General features: G+C 62.3%; 14 protein-coding genes and 5 pseudogenes. 13 read left to right on the top strand and 6 right to left on the bottom strand.

The window, feature by feature from the left end; translation table 11 throughout:
- Positions 1-176: 176 nt before the first annotated feature.
- Positions 177-1,424 (top strand): ribonucleotide-diphosphate reductase subunit beta, encoded by a 1,248-nt coding sequence (locus tag ACP691_RS10850; protein WP_040260883.1) that lies wholly within the window; start codon positions 177-179, stop codon positions 1,422-1,424.
- A 183-nt stretch (positions 1,425-1,607) separates the two neighbouring features.
- Here the strand turns inward: ACP691_RS10850 and ACP691_RS10845 are convergent, their stop codons facing one another.
- On the bottom strand, positions 1,608-2,747 hold the full coding sequence (locus ACP691_RS10845; protein WP_426149456.1) for an ABC transporter ATP-binding protein: 1,140 nt from the start codon (positions 2,745-2,747) through the stop codon (positions 1,608-1,610).
- 145 nt (positions 2,748-2,892) lie between these two features.
- Here ACP691_RS10845 and ACP691_RS10840 point away from each other — a divergent pair, with 145 nt between their 5' ends.
- The 5 genes from ACP691_RS10840 to ACP691_RS10820 all read left to right on the top strand — a co-directional run bounded on the left by ACP691_RS10840 (position 2,893) and on the right by ACP691_RS10820 (position 8,172).
- On the top strand, positions 2,893-3,924 hold the full coding sequence (locus tag ACP691_RS10840) for a zinc-dependent alcohol dehydrogenase (protein WP_426149455.1): 1,032 nt from the start codon (positions 2,893-2,895) through the stop codon (positions 3,922-3,924).
- Positions 3,925-3,979: 55 nt separating this feature from the next.
- Positions 3,980-5,314 carry an ABC transporter substrate-binding protein gene (locus ACP691_RS10835; RefSeq protein ID WP_426149453.1) on the top strand — a complete coding sequence of 445 codons (1,335 nt, stop codon included), beginning with the start codon at positions 3,980-3,982 and terminating at the stop codon, positions 5,312-5,314.
- Positions 5,315-5,382: 68 nt separating this feature from the next.
- The gene (locus tag ACP691_RS10830) at positions 5,383-6,291 is read left to right on the top strand and encodes a carbohydrate ABC transporter permease (protein ID WP_426149451.1); all 909 of its coding nucleotides are present in this window, start codon (positions 5,383-5,385) and stop codon (positions 6,289-6,291) included.
- Position 6,292: 1 nt separating this feature from the next.
- Positions 6,293-7,156: a carbohydrate ABC transporter permease gene (locus ACP691_RS10825; protein WP_426149450.1), complete on the top strand. Its 864-nt coding sequence runs from the start codon at positions 6,293-6,295 to the stop codon at positions 7,154-7,156.
- A gap of 32 nt (positions 7,157-7,188) precedes the next feature.
- A complete protein-coding gene (locus tag ACP691_RS10820; RefSeq protein WP_426149449.1) occupies positions 7,189-8,172 on the top strand; it encodes a sugar-binding transcriptional regulator in 984 nt (327 codons plus the stop codon).
- A 94-nt stretch (positions 8,173-8,266) separates the two neighbouring features.
- On the opposite strand, the gene ACP691_RS10815 is transcribed toward ACP691_RS10820, so the two are convergent.
- Entirely contained in the window at positions 8,267-9,775 is a 1,509-nt protein-coding gene (locus ACP691_RS10815) for a xylulokinase (RefSeq protein ID WP_426149448.1), read from the bottom strand.
- A 226-nt stretch (positions 9,776-10,001) separates the two neighbouring features.
- Between ACP691_RS10815 and ACP691_RS10810 the strand changes: the two genes are divergently transcribed.
- The 6 genes and pseudogenes from ACP691_RS10810 (at position 10,002) to ACP691_RS10785 (ending at position 14,735) form a co-directional block, all read left to right on the top strand.
- Positions 10,002-11,339: a type II toxin-antitoxin system HipA family toxin gene (locus tag ACP691_RS10810; RefSeq protein WP_426149447.1), complete on the top strand. Its 1,338-nt coding sequence runs from the start codon at positions 10,002-10,004 to the stop codon at positions 11,337-11,339.
- Positions 11,339-11,623: a helix-turn-helix domain-containing protein gene (locus ACP691_RS10805; RefSeq protein WP_040260884.1), complete on the top strand. Its 285-nt coding sequence runs from the start codon at positions 11,339-11,341 to the stop codon at positions 11,621-11,623. Before ACP691_RS10810 ends, ACP691_RS10805 begins: the two co-directional genes overlap by 1 nt.
- A 240-nt stretch (positions 11,624-11,863) precedes the next feature.
- Positions 11,864-12,124 (top strand): AbrB/MazE/SpoVT family DNA-binding domain-containing protein, encoded by a 261-nt coding sequence (locus ACP691_RS10800; RefSeq protein ID WP_426149446.1) that lies wholly within the window; start codon positions 11,864-11,866, stop codon positions 12,122-12,124.
- Entirely contained in the window at positions 12,121-12,468 is a 348-nt protein-coding gene (locus ACP691_RS10795) for a type II toxin-antitoxin system ChpB family toxin (RefSeq protein WP_426149445.1), read from the top strand. The genes ACP691_RS10800 and ACP691_RS10795 overlap by 4 nt, the downstream gene beginning before the upstream one ends.
- 286 nt (positions 12,469-12,754) lie before the next feature.
- A pseudogene (tynA, locus tag ACP691_RS10790) lies at positions 12,755-13,666 on the top strand (primary-amine oxidase); the annotation flags it as partial.
- A 268-nt stretch (positions 13,667-13,934) separates the two neighbouring features.
- A complete protein-coding gene (locus ACP691_RS10785) occupies positions 13,935-14,735 on the top strand; it encodes a 2OG-Fe(II) oxygenase (protein WP_426149444.1) in 801 nt (266 codons plus the stop codon).
- Positions 14,736-14,757: 22 nt separating this feature from the next.
- On the opposite strand, the pseudogene ACP691_RS10780 reads toward ACP691_RS10785, so the two are convergent.
- From ACP691_RS10780 to ACP691_RS10765, 4 pseudogenes are all read right to left on the bottom strand, one after another.
- Positions 14,758-15,354: pseudogene (locus tag ACP691_RS10780) on the bottom strand (methyl-accepting chemotaxis protein); the annotation flags it as partial.
- 102 nt (positions 15,355-15,456) lie between these two features.
- A pseudogene (locus tag ACP691_RS10775) lies at positions 15,457-16,398 on the bottom strand (methyl-accepting chemotaxis protein); the annotation flags it as partial.
- Positions 16,399-16,864: 466 nt separating this feature from the next.
- Positions 16,865-17,413 (bottom strand): annotated as a pseudogene (locus ACP691_RS10770) (methyl-accepting chemotaxis protein); the annotation flags it as partial.
- A 306-nt stretch (positions 17,414-17,719) separates the two neighbouring features.
- Positions 17,720-18,706, bottom strand: a pseudogene (locus ACP691_RS10765) (methyl-accepting chemotaxis protein); the annotation flags it as partial.
- Positions 18,707-19,070: 364 nt separating this feature from the next.
- On the opposite strand from ACP691_RS10765, the gene ACP691_RS10760 reads away from it, so the two are divergent.
- On the top strand, positions 19,071-19,496 hold the full coding sequence (locus ACP691_RS10760; RefSeq protein ID WP_426149443.1) for a hypothetical protein: 426 nt from the start codon (positions 19,071-19,073) through the stop codon (positions 19,494-19,496).
- Positions 19,497-19,547: the final 51 nt, after the last annotated feature.

The following is a 19,547-nucleotide window of genomic DNA, read 5'->3' as shown; positions in this document are numbered from 1 at the left end:
CGGCTCCCAACGAGCTGACCATGCGCACCGAGACAGCGGTTAACCACACCGGCTGAAGGCGTTCTATAGCCCACCGTGGCAGACATACCCATTCCGCGAGCCAGGCCCAACGCCTGGCTTGCCGCTTTATCAACTTCAACCGCCGCTTCGCGCGGCCTTGAACAGGAGCCTTCCCCATGCTGAGCTGGGACGAATTCGACAAAGACGACGACGCCAACGCGCCACAGGCTGCCGGCACTGCCACCGCTACCGCCAGCGCGCTGGACAAACTCGACAGCGCCGGTGACGCCGCCGCCCATGAAGCCCGCGAAGTGAGCGCCAACGACAGCGCGGCGGTGGCCCGGGCCAAGGCCGCGCTCAACAGCCTGGACATCGCCGAGGGCCTGGCCGAGCTGGAAGGCTCCGCCGCCCGGGTGAAAGTCGATGAGAAGCGCATGATCAACTGCCGCGCCGACCTCAACCAGCTGGTACCGTTCAAGTACGACTGGGCCTGGCAGAAATACCTGGACGGCTGCGCCAACCACTGGATGCCGCAAGAGGTCAACATGACCGCGGACATCGCCCTCTGGAAAAGCCCTGAAGGCCTGACCGACGACGAGCGCCGCATCGTGATGCGCAACCTGGGCTTCTTCTCCACCGCCGACTCGCTGGTGGCGAACAACCTGGCCCTGGCCGTGTACCGCCTGATCACCAACCCGGAGTGCCGCCAGTACATCCTGCGCCAGGCCTTCGAGGAAGCGATCCACACCCACGCCTACCAGTACTGCATCGAATCCCTGGGCATGGACGAAGGCGAGATCTTCAACATGTACCACGAGATCCCATCGGTGGCGAAGAAAGCCGCCTGGGGCCTGAAGTACACCCGCGCCATCTCCGACCCGCAGTTCAACACCGGCACCCCGGAAACGGACAAGGAACTGCTGCGCAACCTGATCGCCTACTACTGCGTGCTCGAAGGCATCTTCTTCTACTGCGGCTTCACCCAGATCCTCTCCATGGGGCGCCGCAACAAGATGACCGGCGTGGCCGAGCAGTTCCAGTACATCCTGCGCGACGAGTCCATGCACCTGAACTTCGGCATCGACGTGATCAACCAGATCAAGATCGAAAACCCGCACCTGTGGGATGCCGAACTCAAGGAAGAAGCCACCCAGATGATTCTCCAGGGCACCCAGCTGGAAATCGAATACGCGCGCGACACCATGCCGCGCGGCGTGCTGGGCATGAACGCGGCCATGATGGAGGACTACCTCAAGTTCATCGCCAACCGTCGCCTGTCCCAGATCGGCCTCAAGGAAGAATACCCAGGCACCAGCAACCCCTTCCCATGGATGAGCGAGATCATGGACTTGAAGAAAGAGAAGAACTTCTTCGAAACCCGTGTGATCGAGTATCAGACCGGTGGGGCGTTGAGCTGGGATTGAGTGAGTGACCGGCGGGTTGCCGGCGGCCACCGATGCTCTTCAGGCCTGCTGCAAACCCGCCCTGCACGAAGTTCATTTGAGCGTATGGCGGCCTGACCGACCAAACGCTCAAGACACGACCAGTGTGAACAGGATCGATACCGGCAAGCGCCAGCCCTACCGTGCTCGCGCCCCGTCCATTCCTTAGCCGACGGCCACCGCCGGCCCGGCTGCCACTGCCCCCTGGCTGTAATGCTGCAAATGCGGCAACGCGGCGCCGTCTTCGCTGAACAGGTGACAGCGGCTGCCGGTCACGCCAACGGCCAGGGCCTGGCCGGCCGTGACGGCCAGGTGTCCCTCCCCCTTTACGGTGAATTCCTGGCCGTCGGCGGCCACCGCATGGGTGAAGGTTTCGCCGCCCAGATGTTCGACCACCAGCGCCTGGGCGGCGATACGCGCATCGCCCAGGCCCGTGGCATACAAATGTTCCGGGCGCAGGCCCAGGGTAAGGCTGGCGCCAGGCTGCACACCGTCAGCGCGCACCGGCACCAGCAGCCGTTCCCCGCCGGGCAGGCTCACATGCACGCCTTCGGCACCGACGGCCAGCACCGGCACCTGAAGAAAACGCATCTGCGGCGAACCGATGAAACCCGCCACGAAACGATTGCGCGGGTGGTGGTACAACTCCAGGGGCGAACCTACTTGCTCGATGGCGCCCTTGTTCAGTACCACGATCTTGTCAGCCAGGGTCATGGCCTCGACCTGGTCGTGGGTCACGTAGATCATGGTGGCTTGCAGCTGGGCATGCAGCTTGGCGATTTCGAGGCGCATCTGCACCCGCAGCGAAGCATCTAGGTTTGACAGCGGCTCGTCGAGGAGGAACACCTGGGGCTCATGGACGATGGCCCGGCCAATGGCCACGCGCTGGCGCTGCCCGCCGGACAAGGCCTTGGGCTTGCGCTGCAGCAGTGGCTCCAGTTGCAGGATGCGGGCCGCGTTGCGCACCTTCTCGTCGATCCGCGCCTTGTCCACGTTCTGCATCTTCAGGCCGAAGGCAATGTTGTCGTAGACGGTCATGTGCGGGTACAGCGCATAGGATTGAAACACCATCGCCACGCCCCGGTCAGCCGGCTCCAGGTCGGTCACGTCTCGACTGCCAATGTGAATGCGGCCCGCGGTGATGTTTTCCAGGCCGGCGATACTGCGCAGCAAGGTGGACTTGCCGCAGCCGGAAGGCCCCACGAACACCACGAACTCGCCGCTGGCGATGCTGAGTTCGATGTCATGCAACACCTTGATGTCGCCGTAGGCCTTTTCAACGCCGCGCAGGCTGAGCTCGGTCAAGATCGTTACCCCTGTTGTTGTTCTGGATGGGCAATGCCCGCCTCGTCGGCGGTGTGTAACGAAGCCGCGATCAGCGGCTTGACAGGCAAGCGATTCGCTCTACGATCATTTGTAATTCCAAAAATACAAATGTCAAGGAGCAAGCATGCGCGCAGCCTACATCCACGGGGTGCGAGACGTCCGCATCGCCGAACGGCCTCAACCTGTACCCGGCCCCGGCGAAGTGCTCATCAGGGTCAGCGCAGTGGGCATCTGCGGCAGCGACCTGCATTACTACAAGGAAGCGGCCATCGGTCATGCGCGCATCACCCAGCCATTCATCTGCGGCCATGAGTTCGCCGGCCATGTCGTGGGCGATCATCCCGAGCACAACCTCGCGGCGGGGCAATTGGTGGCCGTGGACCCGGCCAAGCCTTGTGGCCGTTGCGAATGGTGCCACCGCGGCCACGTGAACCTTTGCCCCCACGTACAGTTCCTCGGTTCACCCCCGAACCTGCACGGCGCCATGACTGAGTACATCGTCGTCTCGCCGAGCCAGATCTACCCGGTGCCGCCCAACTTCACCAGCGTGCAGGCGGCCATGCTCGAACCCCTGGGCGTGGCCATCCACGCCATGGACCTGGCCAAGACCAAGCGCGTGCTGGAAACGGTCGCGGTCATCGGTTGCGGGCCCATCGGGCTGTGCCTGCTGCAGCTTGCCCGCTTGAGCTGCAAGGACGCCATCTATGCCATTGACCCTATCGGCTACCGCACCGCCAAGGCGGCTCAGCTCGGGGCGACAAAGGTGGCGGCGCACCATAGCGCCATCGCCGAGTGGACCGACGGCCGCGGCGTGGACCTGGTACTGGAGGCGACCAACTCACCCGAAGGCTTCCAGATCGCCGCCGACGCCGCGCGCATCGGTGGCCGAGTGGTGTTGGTCGGCATTCCCGACGGTGACCAGTACACACCCCTGAGCGCGTCGGTGCTTCGGCGCAAGGGGCTGGACGTGCGCATGTCCCGGCGCATGGGGCATGTGTACGACCGCGCGATCAAGCTGGTGGCCGAGGGTCGGGTGGACGTGGACTGCCTGGTCACCCATCGCTTCGAGCTGGGCCATGCGGCCGATGCTTTCCAGTACCCGGCCGAATTCATCGATGGCGCGCTCAAGACCGTCATCCTGCCCAATCCCGCCTAGGGCAACCCATCATCACGCTACGTTCACCCACAACAATAAAAGAGAGGTTGCGTACATGAACAAGCCTGTTTGCCGGGCGTTGGCCCTGAGCCTTGCCCTGGGCAGCGTCGGCGCCCATGCCTGGACTTTAGAAGAGGCCGCCAAGCCCTACAAGGGCACCACCATCAAGGCGATTTTCCTTGACCGCCCCGGTTACGCAGCCGCCATCAAGCTGTTGCCGGCCTTCGAAAAGGCCACCGGCATCAAGGTCAGCTACGAAACCGTACCCTATGAGAACAGCCGCGAGCGGGAGGTCCTAAGCTTCACCTCCGGCGATGAACTGGACGTGGTGCTCACCGACGTGGTGTGGATCGGCGAATTCGCCGGCAATGGCTGGCTGGAGCCGATCACGACCTTCACCGACGACAAGGCCCTGGCCGACCCGGAACTCAAGCTGGAAGGCTTCTTCCCGATCCTGCTCAAATCCTTCGGCGGTTGGGGAGACGAGCTCTATGGCCTGCCGTTCGATAACTACTCCGGACTGCTGTTCTACAACAAATGCCTGCTCAAGGACGCCGGCTTCGACAAGCCACCGGCCACCTGGGACGAGCTGCTGCACACCTACGCGCCCAAGCTCACCGATGCCGGCAAGGGGCAATACGCCTACGCGCTGCAATCACGGCGAGGGGAAACCCAGTCGGCGGACAGTTTCATGCGCATGCTCTGGCCATTCGGCGGCTCGCTGCTGGACGCCAACTTCAAATCCAACCTCAACTCCAAGGAATCCCAGGCCGGCCTGCAATTTCGCCAGGACCTGATGAAGTTCATGCCGCCGGGCATCGTCGACTATGACCACAACGAGGCGGTGAACGCCCTGGCCCAGGGCAAGGTGGCGATGATCACCGAGTGGTCCGCGTTCTACAGCACCTTGGCCGACCCGAACAAATCGAAGATCACCGACTGCCTGGCGGTGGCTACCGAACCCAAGGGCCCTGCCGGGCTGAAGCCTGCGCTCGGGGGCTTCTCCTTGGGCGTGAACGCTAACAGCTCGGACGAGAAAAAGGCCGCCGCCTGGCTGTTCATTCAATGGACCACCTCCGAAGCCATGGCCAAGCCTTACCTGGAGGCCGGCGGCGTGAGTGGACGCAGCAGTGTGTATCAGGACGCCGACGTTCAGAAACGCTACCCCTTCGTTCAGCCCATGGTGACCTCATGGGAAGGCGGCGTGCCTGACTATCGCCCACGCTTCCCGGAGTGGCCGCAGGTGTCCGAGGTAATCGGCGAGTACGGCACCGCCATGATGCTGGGCAAGGCCAGCGTGAGCGACAGCGCCAAGACCATCGGCGCCCGCGTGGAGGACATCCTGGGCAAGGCCGGTTACTACAAGGGCGACAAGCCCCTGCGTAAATGACCTGACCCGGCGCCATTGGCTTTCGGGCCGTGGCGCCTCGGTAGCTCACCCTTGCGGAGGACACCGGCATGCCGGGCAAAGCTGTACGCGAACTGGGCCCTGCCCTATGGAACAACACCCGCGCGGCGCTGGGGTTTCTGGCGCCGGCCACCGTGGCGCTGGCACTGATCGGGATTTTCCCGACGGTATTCGCGCTGGTGAACTCGTTTCGCCAATACAACCTGGCGCGGCCAAAAGACCCCACCCCCTTCATTGGCCTGGACAATTACCTGAGCGTGCTGCAAGACCCCTCCTTCTGGTCAGCATTGGGCCGCACGTTCAGCTTCCTGCTGACCGTGGTGCCCATCCAACTGGCGCTGGGGCTGCTCATCGCGCTCTTGCTGCACAAGCCTGGTTTGAGCGGCTTCAAGCTGCTCGCCCGAATGAGCCTGGTGATTCCCCTGGCAACCGCGCCAGCGGTGGCGGGGTTGATCGGCCGGCTGATCTTCAATCGCGATTTCGGCGTCGCCAATGCCTTGCTGGGCATGGCGGGCGCCGGCCCGGTGGAATGGCTGGGCGACCCCCTGCATGCCTTCCTTGCCGTGGCCTTGATGGACATCTGGCAGTGGACGCCCTTCTGCGCGCTGGTGCTGCTGGCGGGCCTGACCATGGTGCCCACCGAAGTGGAAGAAGCCGCAAGGCTGGAAACTCGCAGCCGCTGGCAGGTGCTGCGCCATGTGCAGTTGCCGTTTCTGCTGCCGAGCGTGACCGTGATCCTGATCCTGCGCACCGCAGACGTGCTGAAGATGTTCGACACCGTGTTCACCATGACCCGGGGCGGGCCGGGCGCGGCCACCGAGCTGGTCAGCGTGTACATCCAGCGGGTGGGCTTTCGCGTGTTCGATCAGGGGGTGGCGTCGGCCCAGGCGATTCTGCTGTTGATCGTCACCATCGTGCTGGCGCGGCTGTATATCCGCTTCGTTTACCGGGAGGTTTGACATGAGCGCTTTGACTACCCCCGCTGGCGCGGCCCCTGTACTAGCCCATCCCCGCGTGCGCCTCCACGCGTGGCACCTGGTGGGGCTGCTGGCCATCGTGCTGTTCGCGGTGTTCCCCTTCTACTGGATGGTCGCCACCAGTATGAAAACCCAGGCCCAAGCCCTGGCCTCGCCACCGGTCTGGCTATTCACGCCGCGGCTGGATAACTACGTTCAGGTGCTGTTTCAGCGTGACGTGTTGAGCAGCCTGGGCAACTCCTTGATCGTGGCCCTGAGCACCACGGCGCTGGCGGTGGGGCTGGGCACTCCGGCGGCGTATGCGCTGGCGCGCTTCGAGTTTCGCGGCAAGCGGGATTTGTGGTTCTGGTTCATCACCAACCGCATGCTCAGCCCGATCGTCGTGGCCCTGCCGGTGTACTTGATGGCGCGTACCCTCAATCTGATCGACACCCACCTGGTGTTGATTCTGGTGTACCTGACGTTCAACCTGCCGATCGTGGTGTGGATCTGCACCGATCAATTCCGTGGCGTGCCCAAGGACCTGGACGAAGCGGCGCGGCTGTCTGGCGCGTCGCGCTGGGCGATCTTCTGGCGCATCGCGCTGCCCCTGGCCATGCCCGGCGTGGCGGTGTCGGCGATCTTCTCGTTCATTTTTTCCTGGAACGAGTTGCTGTATGCCTTGGTCCTCACCCGTACCAACGCTCGCACCGCGCCCGTGAGCGCCACCAGCTTCATGAGCGGCTACGACCTGCCGTGGGGCGAGATCACCGCCACCGGCACGCTGATCGTATTCCCGGTGGTGATTTTCGCATTGATGGTTTCACGGCATCTGGTACAAGGGCTGACCATGGGCGCGGTGAAATAGCGCGCACGCATCAAGGGCCAAGGGAACACACCGTGCACATTCGTCCTCCTGATTTCGCCGACGCCGACACGGTCAATGCCGAAGACCAGCTGAACATCCGCATCGCCTGGTACTACTACGTCACCGACATGACCCAGCAGCAGATCGCCGACCGTTTCGGCATCACCCGAGCCAGGGTCAACAAGGCCCTGGCCGCCAGCCGTGAAAACGGCGTGGTGCAGATTCGCATCAATTCACCGCTGGCCAGTTGCGTGGCGCTGGAGCACCAGTTGCAGGCTCGCTATGGCCTGCAACGGGCCGTGGTGGTGCCGACGCCGGATGACCCGCGCATGATTTTCCGTGTGCTGGGCGTGGGCGTGGCGCCGCGGGTCCAGGACCATATAGGCGAAGGCAGCATCATTGCCGTAGGTTGGGGCCGCACCCTGCGCGAGGCTGTGCGTGAATTGCAAGGGCGCGCCCTGCCAGGGGTCACCGTGTTGTCGCTGCTGGGCGGTCTTCACTACGGTTCGGCGAACAACACGGTGGAAATCGCCTCCAGCCTGGCCGGGCTGTTCGCGGGCGAGTATTACTACCTGGCGGCGCCGGTGTTCGCACCTTCGGAGCATTATCGCGACATGATTCTCGCCGAGGCGTCAGTGCAGGCCGTGCTGGGCAAAGCGAAACAGGCCGACCTGGCGCTGCTCACGGTGGGCGACCTCAGCGAGCGTTCGCTGATGCTCGAGCTGGGGCTGGTGAGCCCGGAGGACGGCCACAGCCTCAGGGCCGCCGGGGCGGTGGGCGACTTGCTTGGCCGCTGGCTGGACGCGGACGGCCAGGAAGTGGATCACCCCCTCAACCGCCGCGCGGTGTCCATCGACCTGGAAGATCTGCGGCGCGTCAAACACGTGGTACTGGTCTCCGGCGGGCCTTACAAGGCTGACATCATCCGTGCCGTGCTCAGGCGTGGCCTGGTGCATGAACTGGTGATCGACGAAGCGGCGGCGCAGGCGTTGTTACAAATGCCCGAGCCAACGTGAAGGACGCAGCCCCCGCTTCGCGAGCTGCGCCTTCGGCTACGCCCGCCTACCTGGACTGGCCGAACGTGAGCGTCGTGTAACGGGCGCTGGCGGTTTACCTGCGCAGCGCCGCCAAGCGGGGATACAACGGCCGTAGCGTGGGGTACAGGTCGCTATACACCGCCAGCAGTTCGCCATGGAATGCCCGCTCGGCCGCGTTGGGCAGCACGATATCGCCGCCTCGGGTCATCGCCGCCGCGGCGGTGGCGAAGCTTTCATACCACCCCGCGCCCACGGCGGCGGCGATGCCGGCGCCAAGGCTGGAGGCTTCCTGAGTGGCGGCACGCACCACGGGGCGGTCGCAGAGGTCAGCGACGATCTGGCACCACAGCCGGCTGGCCGCGCCGCCGCCGATGGCCACGAACCGCTCAACCGCACCGCCGGTGGCTCGCAATACCGCCCGGGTCGCCACCGCCTGCTCCAGCGCGATGCCTTCGAGCAGCGCGCGGTAGATCTCGCCGCGCCCGTGTTCCGGTCCAAGGCCAAGCAGGCAGCCTCGCGCGTGAGCATCCCACCAGGGATTCATTACAGCGTTCCAGTACGGCAGCAACAGCAAGCCGCCACTGCCCGGAGCAACCTTCGCGGCCTCCGCTTCCAACATCGGCAGGCAATTGGCCGGGTCGAGCCCGAAGAGTTGCCGCACCAAGGTGTTCACTAACAGGGTGCCGGCGCGCAAAGAGGTTTCCAGTACATAGCCCTGAAGATCGATGGCGCACATCGTTCGAAAGGCCGGGTCTACCGCCGGTGTTTCGCTGTACAGTCCGGACACCACGGCGGTACCGAGGTTGAGGTAGGCCATGCCCGGCCGCACCATGCCAACCCCTAGCCCACCCGCCTGGCCATCGCCACCGCCGGCCACCACCGGCGTACCGGCCGGCAGGCCAGTGGCCGCCGCCGCGGCAGTGCTCACCGCACCGAGGACCTCCCCCGGCGCGATGGCCTGGGCGAAGGCTTGCGTCGCTACTTTAACCGGTAGCGCATCGAGCACCTCCGGCGCCCAGCGGTGCGCGCTGATGTCGAATGCGCCGAAGGGGTCGGCACTGGCCCAACTGGTGGCGAATTCACCAGTGAGCTGGCGCACTAGCCAGGCGTGGGGGTCATAGACATGGGCAATCCTGGCGAACAGTTCCGGTTCAGCCCTGGCCATCCACGCCAGGCTATAGATGGCCGGAGACCAGTCATAGGGCTTGCCCGTCAGGGCATGCAGCCGGGCGCGCCCTACCCGCTCGGCGACGCTCGCCACCTCATCCTGGCGACGTTCGTCGAGCCATAACAGCGCCGGGCGCAGCAGGCGGTCGTCGGCATCGGTCACCGCCAGGGTCTCACGCTGATTGACCACCGCCAGCGCTGCCACTCGCTTCTCGCCCAGTTGCCCCATGAGGTTTTGAAGCGCTGCCTGAGCCGCCTCCCACCATTGGTGCGGGTTCTGTTCATAGGCCCGCGGCAGGGGTTGCTGGAGCGACAGCGGCGCCCGGGCCTGGGCTACGAGATTGCCCGCGCCGTCCCAGGCAATGGCCTTGCAGGTTGTGGTACTCAAATCGATGCCGATGACCACTTCGCCCATGGACCCGCCCGCCGTTGCGCTGATTGTTGCATTGAGCCTAGCCCAAAGACGCGGGGTTGATGGGGGCACAGGTCGAGCAAGGCTGGCTCCGGTCTATTCGGCATTTTACTGCCGATCTATCCCGCCAACGGGGGGCTTAACGGCATTAAAGTGCCTATAATTCATGGATCTTCCCAAGTTTTCGGCATTAAAATGCCTCTTGGACACTTCCACTGGGGTTTCCCGCATGCATTACCCGCCACATCGACTGACCATCCAGGCGTACCGGGCCGGCGCCTGGGAAGACGCCATGGCACTGGACTTTACCTTGCCCAAGGTGGGCTTCGCTGGCCCGACTAACTATTCCTATCTACCTGGGTATGTGATCAGCCACGCCAATCATCTGTATAGCCCACTGGATTGCGCGGTCAGCGCACGCCTGCCACTTGGCTTCGATCTCTGGTTCGAACAAAGCGCGCCTGCCTTTTTGCTGGACATCGTCCCCTCGGGCGCCGCGGGAAAATTTCTGGCGCGACGTCTGCTGCATGAGAATACCCAGGGCCTGGACCGGGACCTTTTCCTGCTGGGCCGGTGCGGCCTGGCACCCGTGGGAAACCTGCGCGTCAAGGAGGCCCTGGGCTACCTCGAAGGCGTGCCGGTCGTAGGTTTCACACGGGATGAGGTCATTGCCCGAGAGGCTGGCTTTCTGGAGTATGCCTACGAACAAGGTGCTGCCATTGGCGGGGCTACAGGCGCAGGTGGCGAAGCGCCCAAGCTGTTGCTGGTCGAAGATCAGGCTGGCCGTATATTCCCTGATGCGGTACTACCAGATCACAACGTCGCCCGACACTGGTTCGTAAAGTTCGCGCGCAATCAGGGCCTCCAGCGTGATCTTGACGTACTCACCAGCGAGTTCTGCTACTACCGTGCTGCTCATGCCATCGGGCTCGACACTGTTCCTGTCGAGGGTCTGGCACTCGAAGCCGGGGCGAAACCCAGCTTGTGGATGCAGCGATTCGACCGTGCGGTGACAGACGCCGGTATCGAGCGCACTGCGGTGGAGTCCATCTACTCCCTGGCCGGTATTATCGAGCCCGGCGCCTACATGGAACACACCGAGGTGATCAGGTGCCTGGTTGAATTGTGGCAGAGCGTCGGCCAGGCAGATCAGGTGGATGATCTGATCGCCGAATACCTGATGAGAGATCTTTTGAACCAGATTCTGGGTAATTCGGATAATCATTGTCGAAACATGTCGATCCTGCGTACACCCGCCGGGGTCAAGCTCGCCCCTATCTATGACCTGGCGCCCATGGTCATGGACAGCGAGGGCGTTACCCGCTCCACGAAGTGGGCTGCGCCTATCGAACACCTGGGCCAGGTGGACTGGCTGCAGGCCTGCCGGGCCCTGGCCGACTGGACGAATCCCGGCGATCAGTTCGAACGGCTCAAGGCAAACGCTCAGCGATTCCTGGCGCTACCTGATCTGTTGAGCGGCTTCGGTGTGCCCGAGGTCACGCTGAATCATCCAATGATAGCCTTGCGAAACCTTCCGCAATGGCTCAGTGCCCGGGGCCTGAACTGATGGAAATGGCAGAGCGCGCGAAGCTCCTCACCGAAGTGCAGGAAAAATTGGCGACAGGCGAACTGACGATTGGAAAGGCCATCCAGAAACTCCGCAAGGAGTTCACGGGCCTGGACCAGGAGAGGTTCGCCAGCCTGTGCAAGCTTTCGACCAGGGCACTGCGCAAGCTTGAACACGACCAGGCCAACCCTACGCTTCAGACGTTGAATAGCGTATTCAAACCGTTTGGCATGCAGGTCGGTATCGTACCCGCCCCAAAGAAACACCGCGGTGCCCGAGTTTAGTTATCGGAAGAAGGGAGGTCGCCTTCATGCGCTATCCGGAGAGCTCAGTCGCCCCGGCCCGTCAAGGAGGGTTTCGGAAATTCTTGGGCCATGCCGAGTTAGATTAATCGAAGCCGTACTTATGTAGATCAAGGCACTATACGGCAGGCTTTTGAGGTGGAGAGTAGATACTATGTTTATACAAACGCTTGTTCTCTCCGCACCATGTATCTACAATGTGTAAACGCTTTGGAGGTGTTTATGGAAGTCAAAATTCAGCAATGGGGCAACAGCGCGGCCATCCGCCTGCCGTCTACCGTGCTCAAGCAGATGAGTCTGGTCAGCGGTGACGTGCTGCTGCTCAATGTAGATTCGGCTGCCGAAGCCATGACGCTCAAGCCTGTGAAGGCTAAGCCGCGCTACCATTTGGCTGACTTGATGGCACAGTGCGATTTGAACGCGCCGGAGCCTGCCGAATTGGCCACGTGGAACTCAATGCCAGCAGTCGGACGTGAAGTGTGAGGCGGGCCAAATTCAACCGGGGCGATATTGTACGCCTGAACTTGAACCCTACCGCTGGCCGTGAGCAGCAGGGTGATTTTCGCCCCGCCCTGATTATTTCCCCTGTGGCCTTCAACGTTTCAGGCTTGGTCCTGACTGCGCCTATCACCCAAGGCGGCGATTTTGCCCGCTATGCAGGATTTGCTGTGCCGTTGAACGGTTCAGGCACCGAGACGCAAGGCGTCGTGCTGTGCAATCAAATCCGCACTGTTGACCTTGAGGCCCGAGGCGCCAAGCGCGTGGAGTCGGTCCCCGAGGTTGTGATGGACGATGTGCTAGCCCGTATTCAAGTGCTGATTGAGTGACGAAAAGCGGCTACCGCGCTCTTGGGCTTTGGGGCTGCTGTTAACCAGGGCGACGGTCACCCTGTCCACCATCAGCTCCACAGGCAACAACAGAGGGAGTCAAAGTGATGAAAGACGACAGCCAATGTTCATTGAAGGTGTGCGTGTTGTCCCCATCAGCGAGTCCGGCACCTTTGGTACGTGCTTTGGATGCGGCGAAGAGAAGGTGCGTGACGGGGCGCTGGTATGTACGGACTATCGCGCTGTCGAAGCAAAGTGGACTGGCCGCCTACAAAACCGGACACCGACAATTCCTCGCGCCATGGCCATCTTCGAGCGCTACGCTGGGCCTGAATACAAGCATCAGGAAATGGGCCGCCCCAACATCAGCACCGAGCGCCGGGAACTGGTGGTGCGCTGGATCAGCACGGTAGGCAACTATGACTACATCTTCGACTGGGTCTTCCAGGAAAACGGTGTGATCGGCATCGATGCCGGCGCCACCGGAATCGAAGCGGTCAAGGGCGTTAAGTCCACGACCATTCACGATGCTACCGCCAAGGAGGATACCCGCTATGGCACGCTGATCGACCACAACATCGTCGGCACCACCCACCAACACATCTACAACTTCCGCCTGGACGTGGACGGTGAAAACAACTCGCTGGTTGAACTCAACTCGATAGTGGCCAAGAACGACCGTGAAGGCCCCCGTACCAGCACCATGCAGATCGATCAGCAGGTCGTGAGCACCGAACGCCAGGCCGCGCAGAAATTCGACCCCTCGACCATTCGGTTGCTCAGCAACCCAGGCAAGGAAAACAAGATGGGCTATCCGGTTTCCTACCAACTGATTCCCTATGCCGGGGGCACCCATCCAGTGGCCAAGGGAGCGAACTTCGGTAGCGATGAGTGGCTGTATCACCGCCTCAACTTCATGGACAAACAGATCTCGGTGACCCGCTACAGTCCCAAGGAGCGCTACCCTGAAGGCCAATACCCGAACCGCTCGGCCAAGGACGCAGGGCTGGGTCTGTACACGGCTGACAATCAGTCGATCGAAAACACTGATGACGTCGTATGGCTGACCACTGGCACTACCCATGTCGCGCGTGCCGAGGAGTGGCCCGTCATGCCGACGGAATGGGTGCACGTGCTCCTCAAGCCCTGGAACTTCTTCAATGAAACCTCAACCCTGGGCTTGAACGCCAAACCCTGAGACGACCGGTTCCGGGAGCCGTTGTGGTAGGCGCCACAACGGCGACAGCCAGGGATCAGAAGCCGGAGCGCTGCGAAGGCATATCATCGCCAGGGCACCGAGGAGGGCTGGGCACCAGCCTTCGACGCCTGGCCGCCTCGAACTGGCCGGGGCCGCCAAAGCCATGCCTTGAGCCCAGCTCACGCCAACCGCTAGAATCGCCTGCTCACCCCACGGCCCAACGGCGGCCCTCCTCCGTTGGCGTTCAGTCCGCCCTACCGGAGCCCCGATGCAGCCTACCGAACAAGCCTTACCGCTTACGCTCCCAGCGCTTGATTTCGATCACAACGCCGCCACCGCCTGGGGCCAATCATTGAACTCGCGCTACAACGAGGCAACGCCCTTTCCACATATCGTGCTGGACAACTTCCTGCACGAGGATCTGATCGCCAGCCTCTGTGCGCACTTCCCGGTAGAGCCCACCCACAACGAGATGCTCTATGAGCGCGGCTACAAAGGGCAAAGCAAGCGGCAGATCAGCCCGCTGGAATGCGATGCCCATTTGAAAGCGGTGTTCAATGCGTTCAATTCGGCCCCCATGCTGCTTTTCCTGGAAAGCCTCACCGGCATCCAGGGGTTGATCCCGGACCCCTATTTCACTGGCGGTGGGCTGCATGAAACCAAAAGCGGGGGCTTCCTCGGCGTGCACTCGGATTTCAGGCTGAACAAGAAGCTGAAGATCGAGCGCAGGATCAACATCATCATCTACCTCAATCAAGACTGGCGGGAGGAATACGGCGGCAACCTGGAATTGTGGAGCCCCGACATGAAAACCTGCCTGAAGAAGATCCTGCCGATCTACAACCGCTGCGTCATCTTCAATACCGACAAAGACAGCAACCATGGGCACCCGGAGCCCCTGACCACGCCCGAGCATGTGACCCGCAGGTCTATCGCGCTCTATTACTACACCTCGGGCATGACCGTGGCAGACCCTTCGCAACGAAACAAGACGCACTACAAGCCGCGGCCCAAGGACTTGCTGAGCCTGAATTACCACCTGAACAAGCTGTTGCGCAAGAAAAACTGAAGCCGCTCGCTCGCCGATCCGTTCATACCTTGAACCTGGCCACGAGAACATTGAAAGACGCCGCCAGCTTCGATAGCTCCGCACTGGAGGCGCTGGTCTGATGGGCGCCGGTTGCGGTCTGTGAGGAAAGCTCCTGGATGGTGGACAGATTACGGTCCACTTCACGGGTCACCTGAGCCTGTTCCTCGGCGGCCGAGGCGATCACCAGGTTCTTTTCATTGATGACCGATACCCCCTCGGTGATTTCATCCAGGGCTTCCTCCGCCTGGACGGCCTGCACCCGAGTCGTGGAGGCCAGGTTCCTACTCCTGGTCATCGCGGTGACGGCTTCCTCGGCGCCGGCGCGCATCAGGTTCATCATGTTTTCGATCTCGGCGGTGGAGGCCTGGGTGCGGTGGGCAAGGGCTCTGACTTCGTCGGCCACCACGGCAAAGCCCCGCCCCTGCTCGCCGGCCCGCGCGGCCTCGATGGCGGCATTGAGGGCCAACAGGTTGGTCTGCTCCGCAATCGCGCGGATCACTTCAAGGGTTTTGGTGATGTCCTCGACCCTGGACGCGAGCACTTCCACCTTGTCGGTGGACTGGGTGATCTCGTCGGCCATGGCGCTTACGGAGGCCACCGCATTGCGTACCTGATCACGGCCCTGGGCGGCGCTACGGCTGGTTTGCTCGGAGGCTTGCGAGGTGCTGGCGGCATTACGCGCCACTTCCTCCACGGCCGAGGTCATCTCATTGACCGCTGTGGCAGCCTGTTGGATCTCGTCATTCTGTCTCACCAGTGCCCGCGAGCTTTCCTCGGTCACTGCGTTGAGCTCTTCGGAAGCAGACGCCAGCTGGTCAGCCGCCTGGGCAATGTTCCGCACCGTGGTCTTGAGGTTACCCTGCATGACATCCATGGCCTTGAGCAACGAACCGATTTCATCCTTCCCACCGCTTTCCATTGGCCGGGAAAGGTCACCGGCAGCCACCCGGTTGGCACTCTCCACCGCCCTGGCGAGCGGCCGGGTGATCGAGCGGGTAATGATCAGGCCCAGTCCGATGGCGGCAAGGAATGCGATAACCACTCCGCAGATAAGGGTCAGGTTGGCGTTGAACGAATCCGCGCCCGCGCCTTGAGCCGCTTCACCACTTTGCCGGTTATTGGACGCCACTATGATCTTGAGCGCATCGTTGACGGCTTTGTACGCTTGGGCTACTTCCTGTTCGAACAACCGGGTGGCGCCGCTCAGGTCGCCGGCTTCGACCTTAGCGATTACCTCATTCGCCAGTCGTATATAGACAGGCCAAGCCTTCTCGAACTGTTCGCTGGCCAGGCGCTCATCATCGGCTTGCGGCGTTTGCAGATATTCTTTGAATAACTGCTCTACCTCCGCCTGGTTGTCTTTCATGGAGGCCACCGCCTCGCTATACCCGTTGGCGCTTGTCGCCATGTACTTGAACAGGAGGGCGCGGTGCAGGTCGCGGTAATGCGCCACGCTATTGGCGCGCGCGTTGCTGGCCTTATAGATGGACACAACGTTGTTGGAGACGATGGCGTCCAGGTTGCGACCCAGGGTACCCATGCCTGACCATCCAGTGAGGCCCACGGCCAGGGTTATCAGAGCGCAGGCCAGAAACGCCATCAGCAACCGTTGGGATAGCCGGGTATCGCGCAGAATACTCATATCGGTAAGGTCCGCATGCTCAGGTTGGCCTGCTTACCCAGTGGCGGCACGGGTCAGTCCAGGCGTGAAGCTGTCCGCAGCACCGCGGGATTCGAGCGGGCTACCAGCGCTCAGGGCCACTGGACTGCAAGATCGATGGCTATCGTCGAATTCGAACACCCTGTCCAGGGTTCTACGGCCCATTCGTCCAGTATGGTTCAAGCCGGCAAAAAGGACGGCGCCATCGACGAAGCGCCGGCCAATCCAGGTCCCTCGAAGGGCAGCAACCGAACCGCACTCCGTGGCACCGGAAAGGACTGAGGCCGGACAGCAGGCTAGCCGCTGGCGATGATCAGCTTCAGTTGCAAGGTCCGCTGAGGGCGCCCTGATCGAACCGAAGGCCGCTACCTTATGGCAGCGCTGCCGCTTGGCAGTGCTGCCCAGGGAAGCGTGGCGTAGAAGAGGAGATCTCCCACGCCCGGCTGCCTCATACTCTGAACGAGGCGATGGTACGTTGCAGGTCGTTACCCAGGCGGGCCAGCTCCGCCGTGGAGGCGGACGCCTCTTCGGAGGCTGAGGCGGACTGCTCAGCCACGTCCCGCACGTTGACGATGCTGCGGTTCACCTCGTCGGTCACCGCGCTTTGCTCTTCCACCGCGGTAGCGATCTGCTGGTTGAGCTGCTGAATGTCGGCAACGGCCTGGTAGATGGCGTCCAGGGCCGTTTCCGCTTCCTGCGCCAGGCGTACCGTACCCAGGGTGCGTTCCCGGCTGGACGTCATCATGTCGCTGGCGGTGCGGGTGCCTTCCTGCAATGCCGTGATCAGCGCGCTGATTTCCTTGGTCGATTCCTGAGTGCGCTGAGCCAACGAGCGCACCTCGTCGGCGACCACCGCGAAGCCGCGGCCTTGTTCCCCGGCGCGCGCCGCTTCAATCGCTGCGTTGAGGGCCAGCAGGTTGGTTTGCTCGGCGATCGCCTTGATCACGTCAATGACGCTGCCAATCTGAGTACTGGACTGGCCAAGGCGCTCCATGGCTTCACCCAGTGCATCCACTTCGCTGGCCGCCAGGGTGATTTCGGCGGCGGCGCGCTTGACGGTTTCGCTGCCATGCTGGGCCTTGCTCTCGGCCAGGCTCGCCGAACCGGAGGCCGTGGCGGTATTGCGGGCCACGTCCTGCACGGTGGCCGCCATCTCGTTGAGGGCGGTAGCAACCTGGTCGATCTCGGCGCGCTGCGCGTTCACGCCCGCGCTGGTCTGCTCGCTTACGGCGGAAAGTTCTTCAGCCGCCGTGGCGATCTGGGTGATGCCATTGGACACACCGCCTACCAGCTGTCGCAGGTTGCCGACCATGTGCTGCATGGTGGCCTGTAGTTCGCCCATTTCATCCTGGCGATCGACCTTGACCTCCACCTGCAGGTCACCACTGGCTACACGCTTGACGATGGCGCTGGTTTCACGCAGCGGTACCGTAACCTGGCGGGTGATGACGACGGCGGCCGCGATGCCGATCAGGAGGGCGAACGCCACGGCTATCAACAGTTGGACCATCACACTGCTGCGTTCCTCCAGGGCGGTGACAGCCTGCGCTTCGATCAGGTCGTTCACCAGCTGCGCCAGCTTCTGGCTGTGCTGGGCCAGCTTGGCCTCAGCGTCCTGGGCGGCGCGGGTTTGCTCGATGATGCCCTGGAAGAAGTTGCGGTACTGGACCACATCTTGGGCGGCGCCGGTCATCTGGGCCGCGATTTCGGCATCTTCATGGGGTTGGCTTGCTTGCAGCATCTGAGTCAGGCTGTCGATGGCCTTCAAGGCCGCGGCGCCCTTTTCTTCGTCGGGCTGCCCCAGGTAACGCCGGTTGGCCAGGCGCGCCGCGACCATCTGGGCACGCAGTTCAGCTACGGCCTTAAGCTGCGCAGCCGACAGGTCACCGTCGCTGAAGGCGGTCTCGAACATTTTTTCGAAGGTCTTGCTGACCCTGTCCGATACGGCGCTCAACTGGCCCTGAGTGGTAGCGCTGGTTTCATTCGCCTTGACCAGGGTATCGAAGCCTGCTTTGTGCACGCGCAGCTCTTGCTGAATTTCCTTGAGCTTGACCACGTTCCGAGGCTTGGACAACAGAGCCAGGCCCTTCTCCAGGTCCCGGTCCAGGTTGGCCAGGCGGGTGTTCTGCTCGGCGCTTTCCTGCGAGCTGGGGCTGCGCATGTATTCGCTTTCACCGAGGCGAAGTTCGATAAGCGCGGCCTGCAGGCTACCGCTGTAGGCTGTCTTGTTCACTCGGCCGATAAAGGTATTGGCCGTAAGGTAGCCCAGGATGGACACCAGGACGACCATGCCTAGGACAAAGGCAAAGCCCAGGCCAAGTTTCTTGGCGATGGACAAGTCGCGCAGGCGTAATGAAGGGGAAGGATTCATCAGCTTACCTCGGGTGGCGCGTGAGACAGTAATGGAATGCACGCTCTATCGGCCTGGCCGCCGCTAACTCCAATGTTTTCCTGACTACAGCGACGAAGGGCGCGTCAAACCTTCCGTTACAGCGCTGCCGTCACCTGCCGAGCGGGGTTTGACTTCGAAAACAGAGTGGATTGGCAAGCTGTCGGTAGTAAATAGCCAGCATCAGGGACGCTTCGGTTCCTCTTGCTTGAATGCGGCTCCTGGCGTAAATGAACCTAAACCAGCACTGCCACTCTGATGAACCATGAATAAAGCGCTCGCTGTACTCGCCACCGCAGCCACCCTGCTCGCTGGTTGCGACAAGGAACAGGCCCCCAAGGCGCCTCATACGCCGGTACCGAAAGTCGAGACTGCCTTCCAACCCGTCGATTCCAGGGTTACGGACCAGTGGCTCGGGAAATGGACCGGTGTCGAGGGGTTGAATCTGACCATCAGCGCCGATCCAGCCTCGGGGCCCGGCCACTATATCCTTCACATGCAATACGGTCTGGACACCGCCCAGGCTGGCACATTCAAAGGGCAGGCAAGCCCTGAAGGCATCGTGTTCAACCGCGAGGATGGGCCGCATGCCTTGCGCGCAGGGGATGGCCAAGCCACAGGCTTGAAATGGTTGGCCGACAAGAAAACCTGCCTGATCGTTCAGCCCGGGGAAGGCTATTGCCGGTCCTGAACGCTTGGAAGTGAAACCGGTAAGGCGTCACAGCCCTACCTTTAACTTCCT

It is taken from the genome of Pseudomonas sp. DC3200b2, assembly GCF_049895785.1.
GTDB lineage: Bacteria > Pseudomonadota > Gammaproteobacteria > Pseudomonadales > Pseudomonadaceae > Aquipseudomonas > Aquipseudomonas massiliensis.
This window is presented reverse-complemented; position numbering and strand designations above follow the sequence as displayed.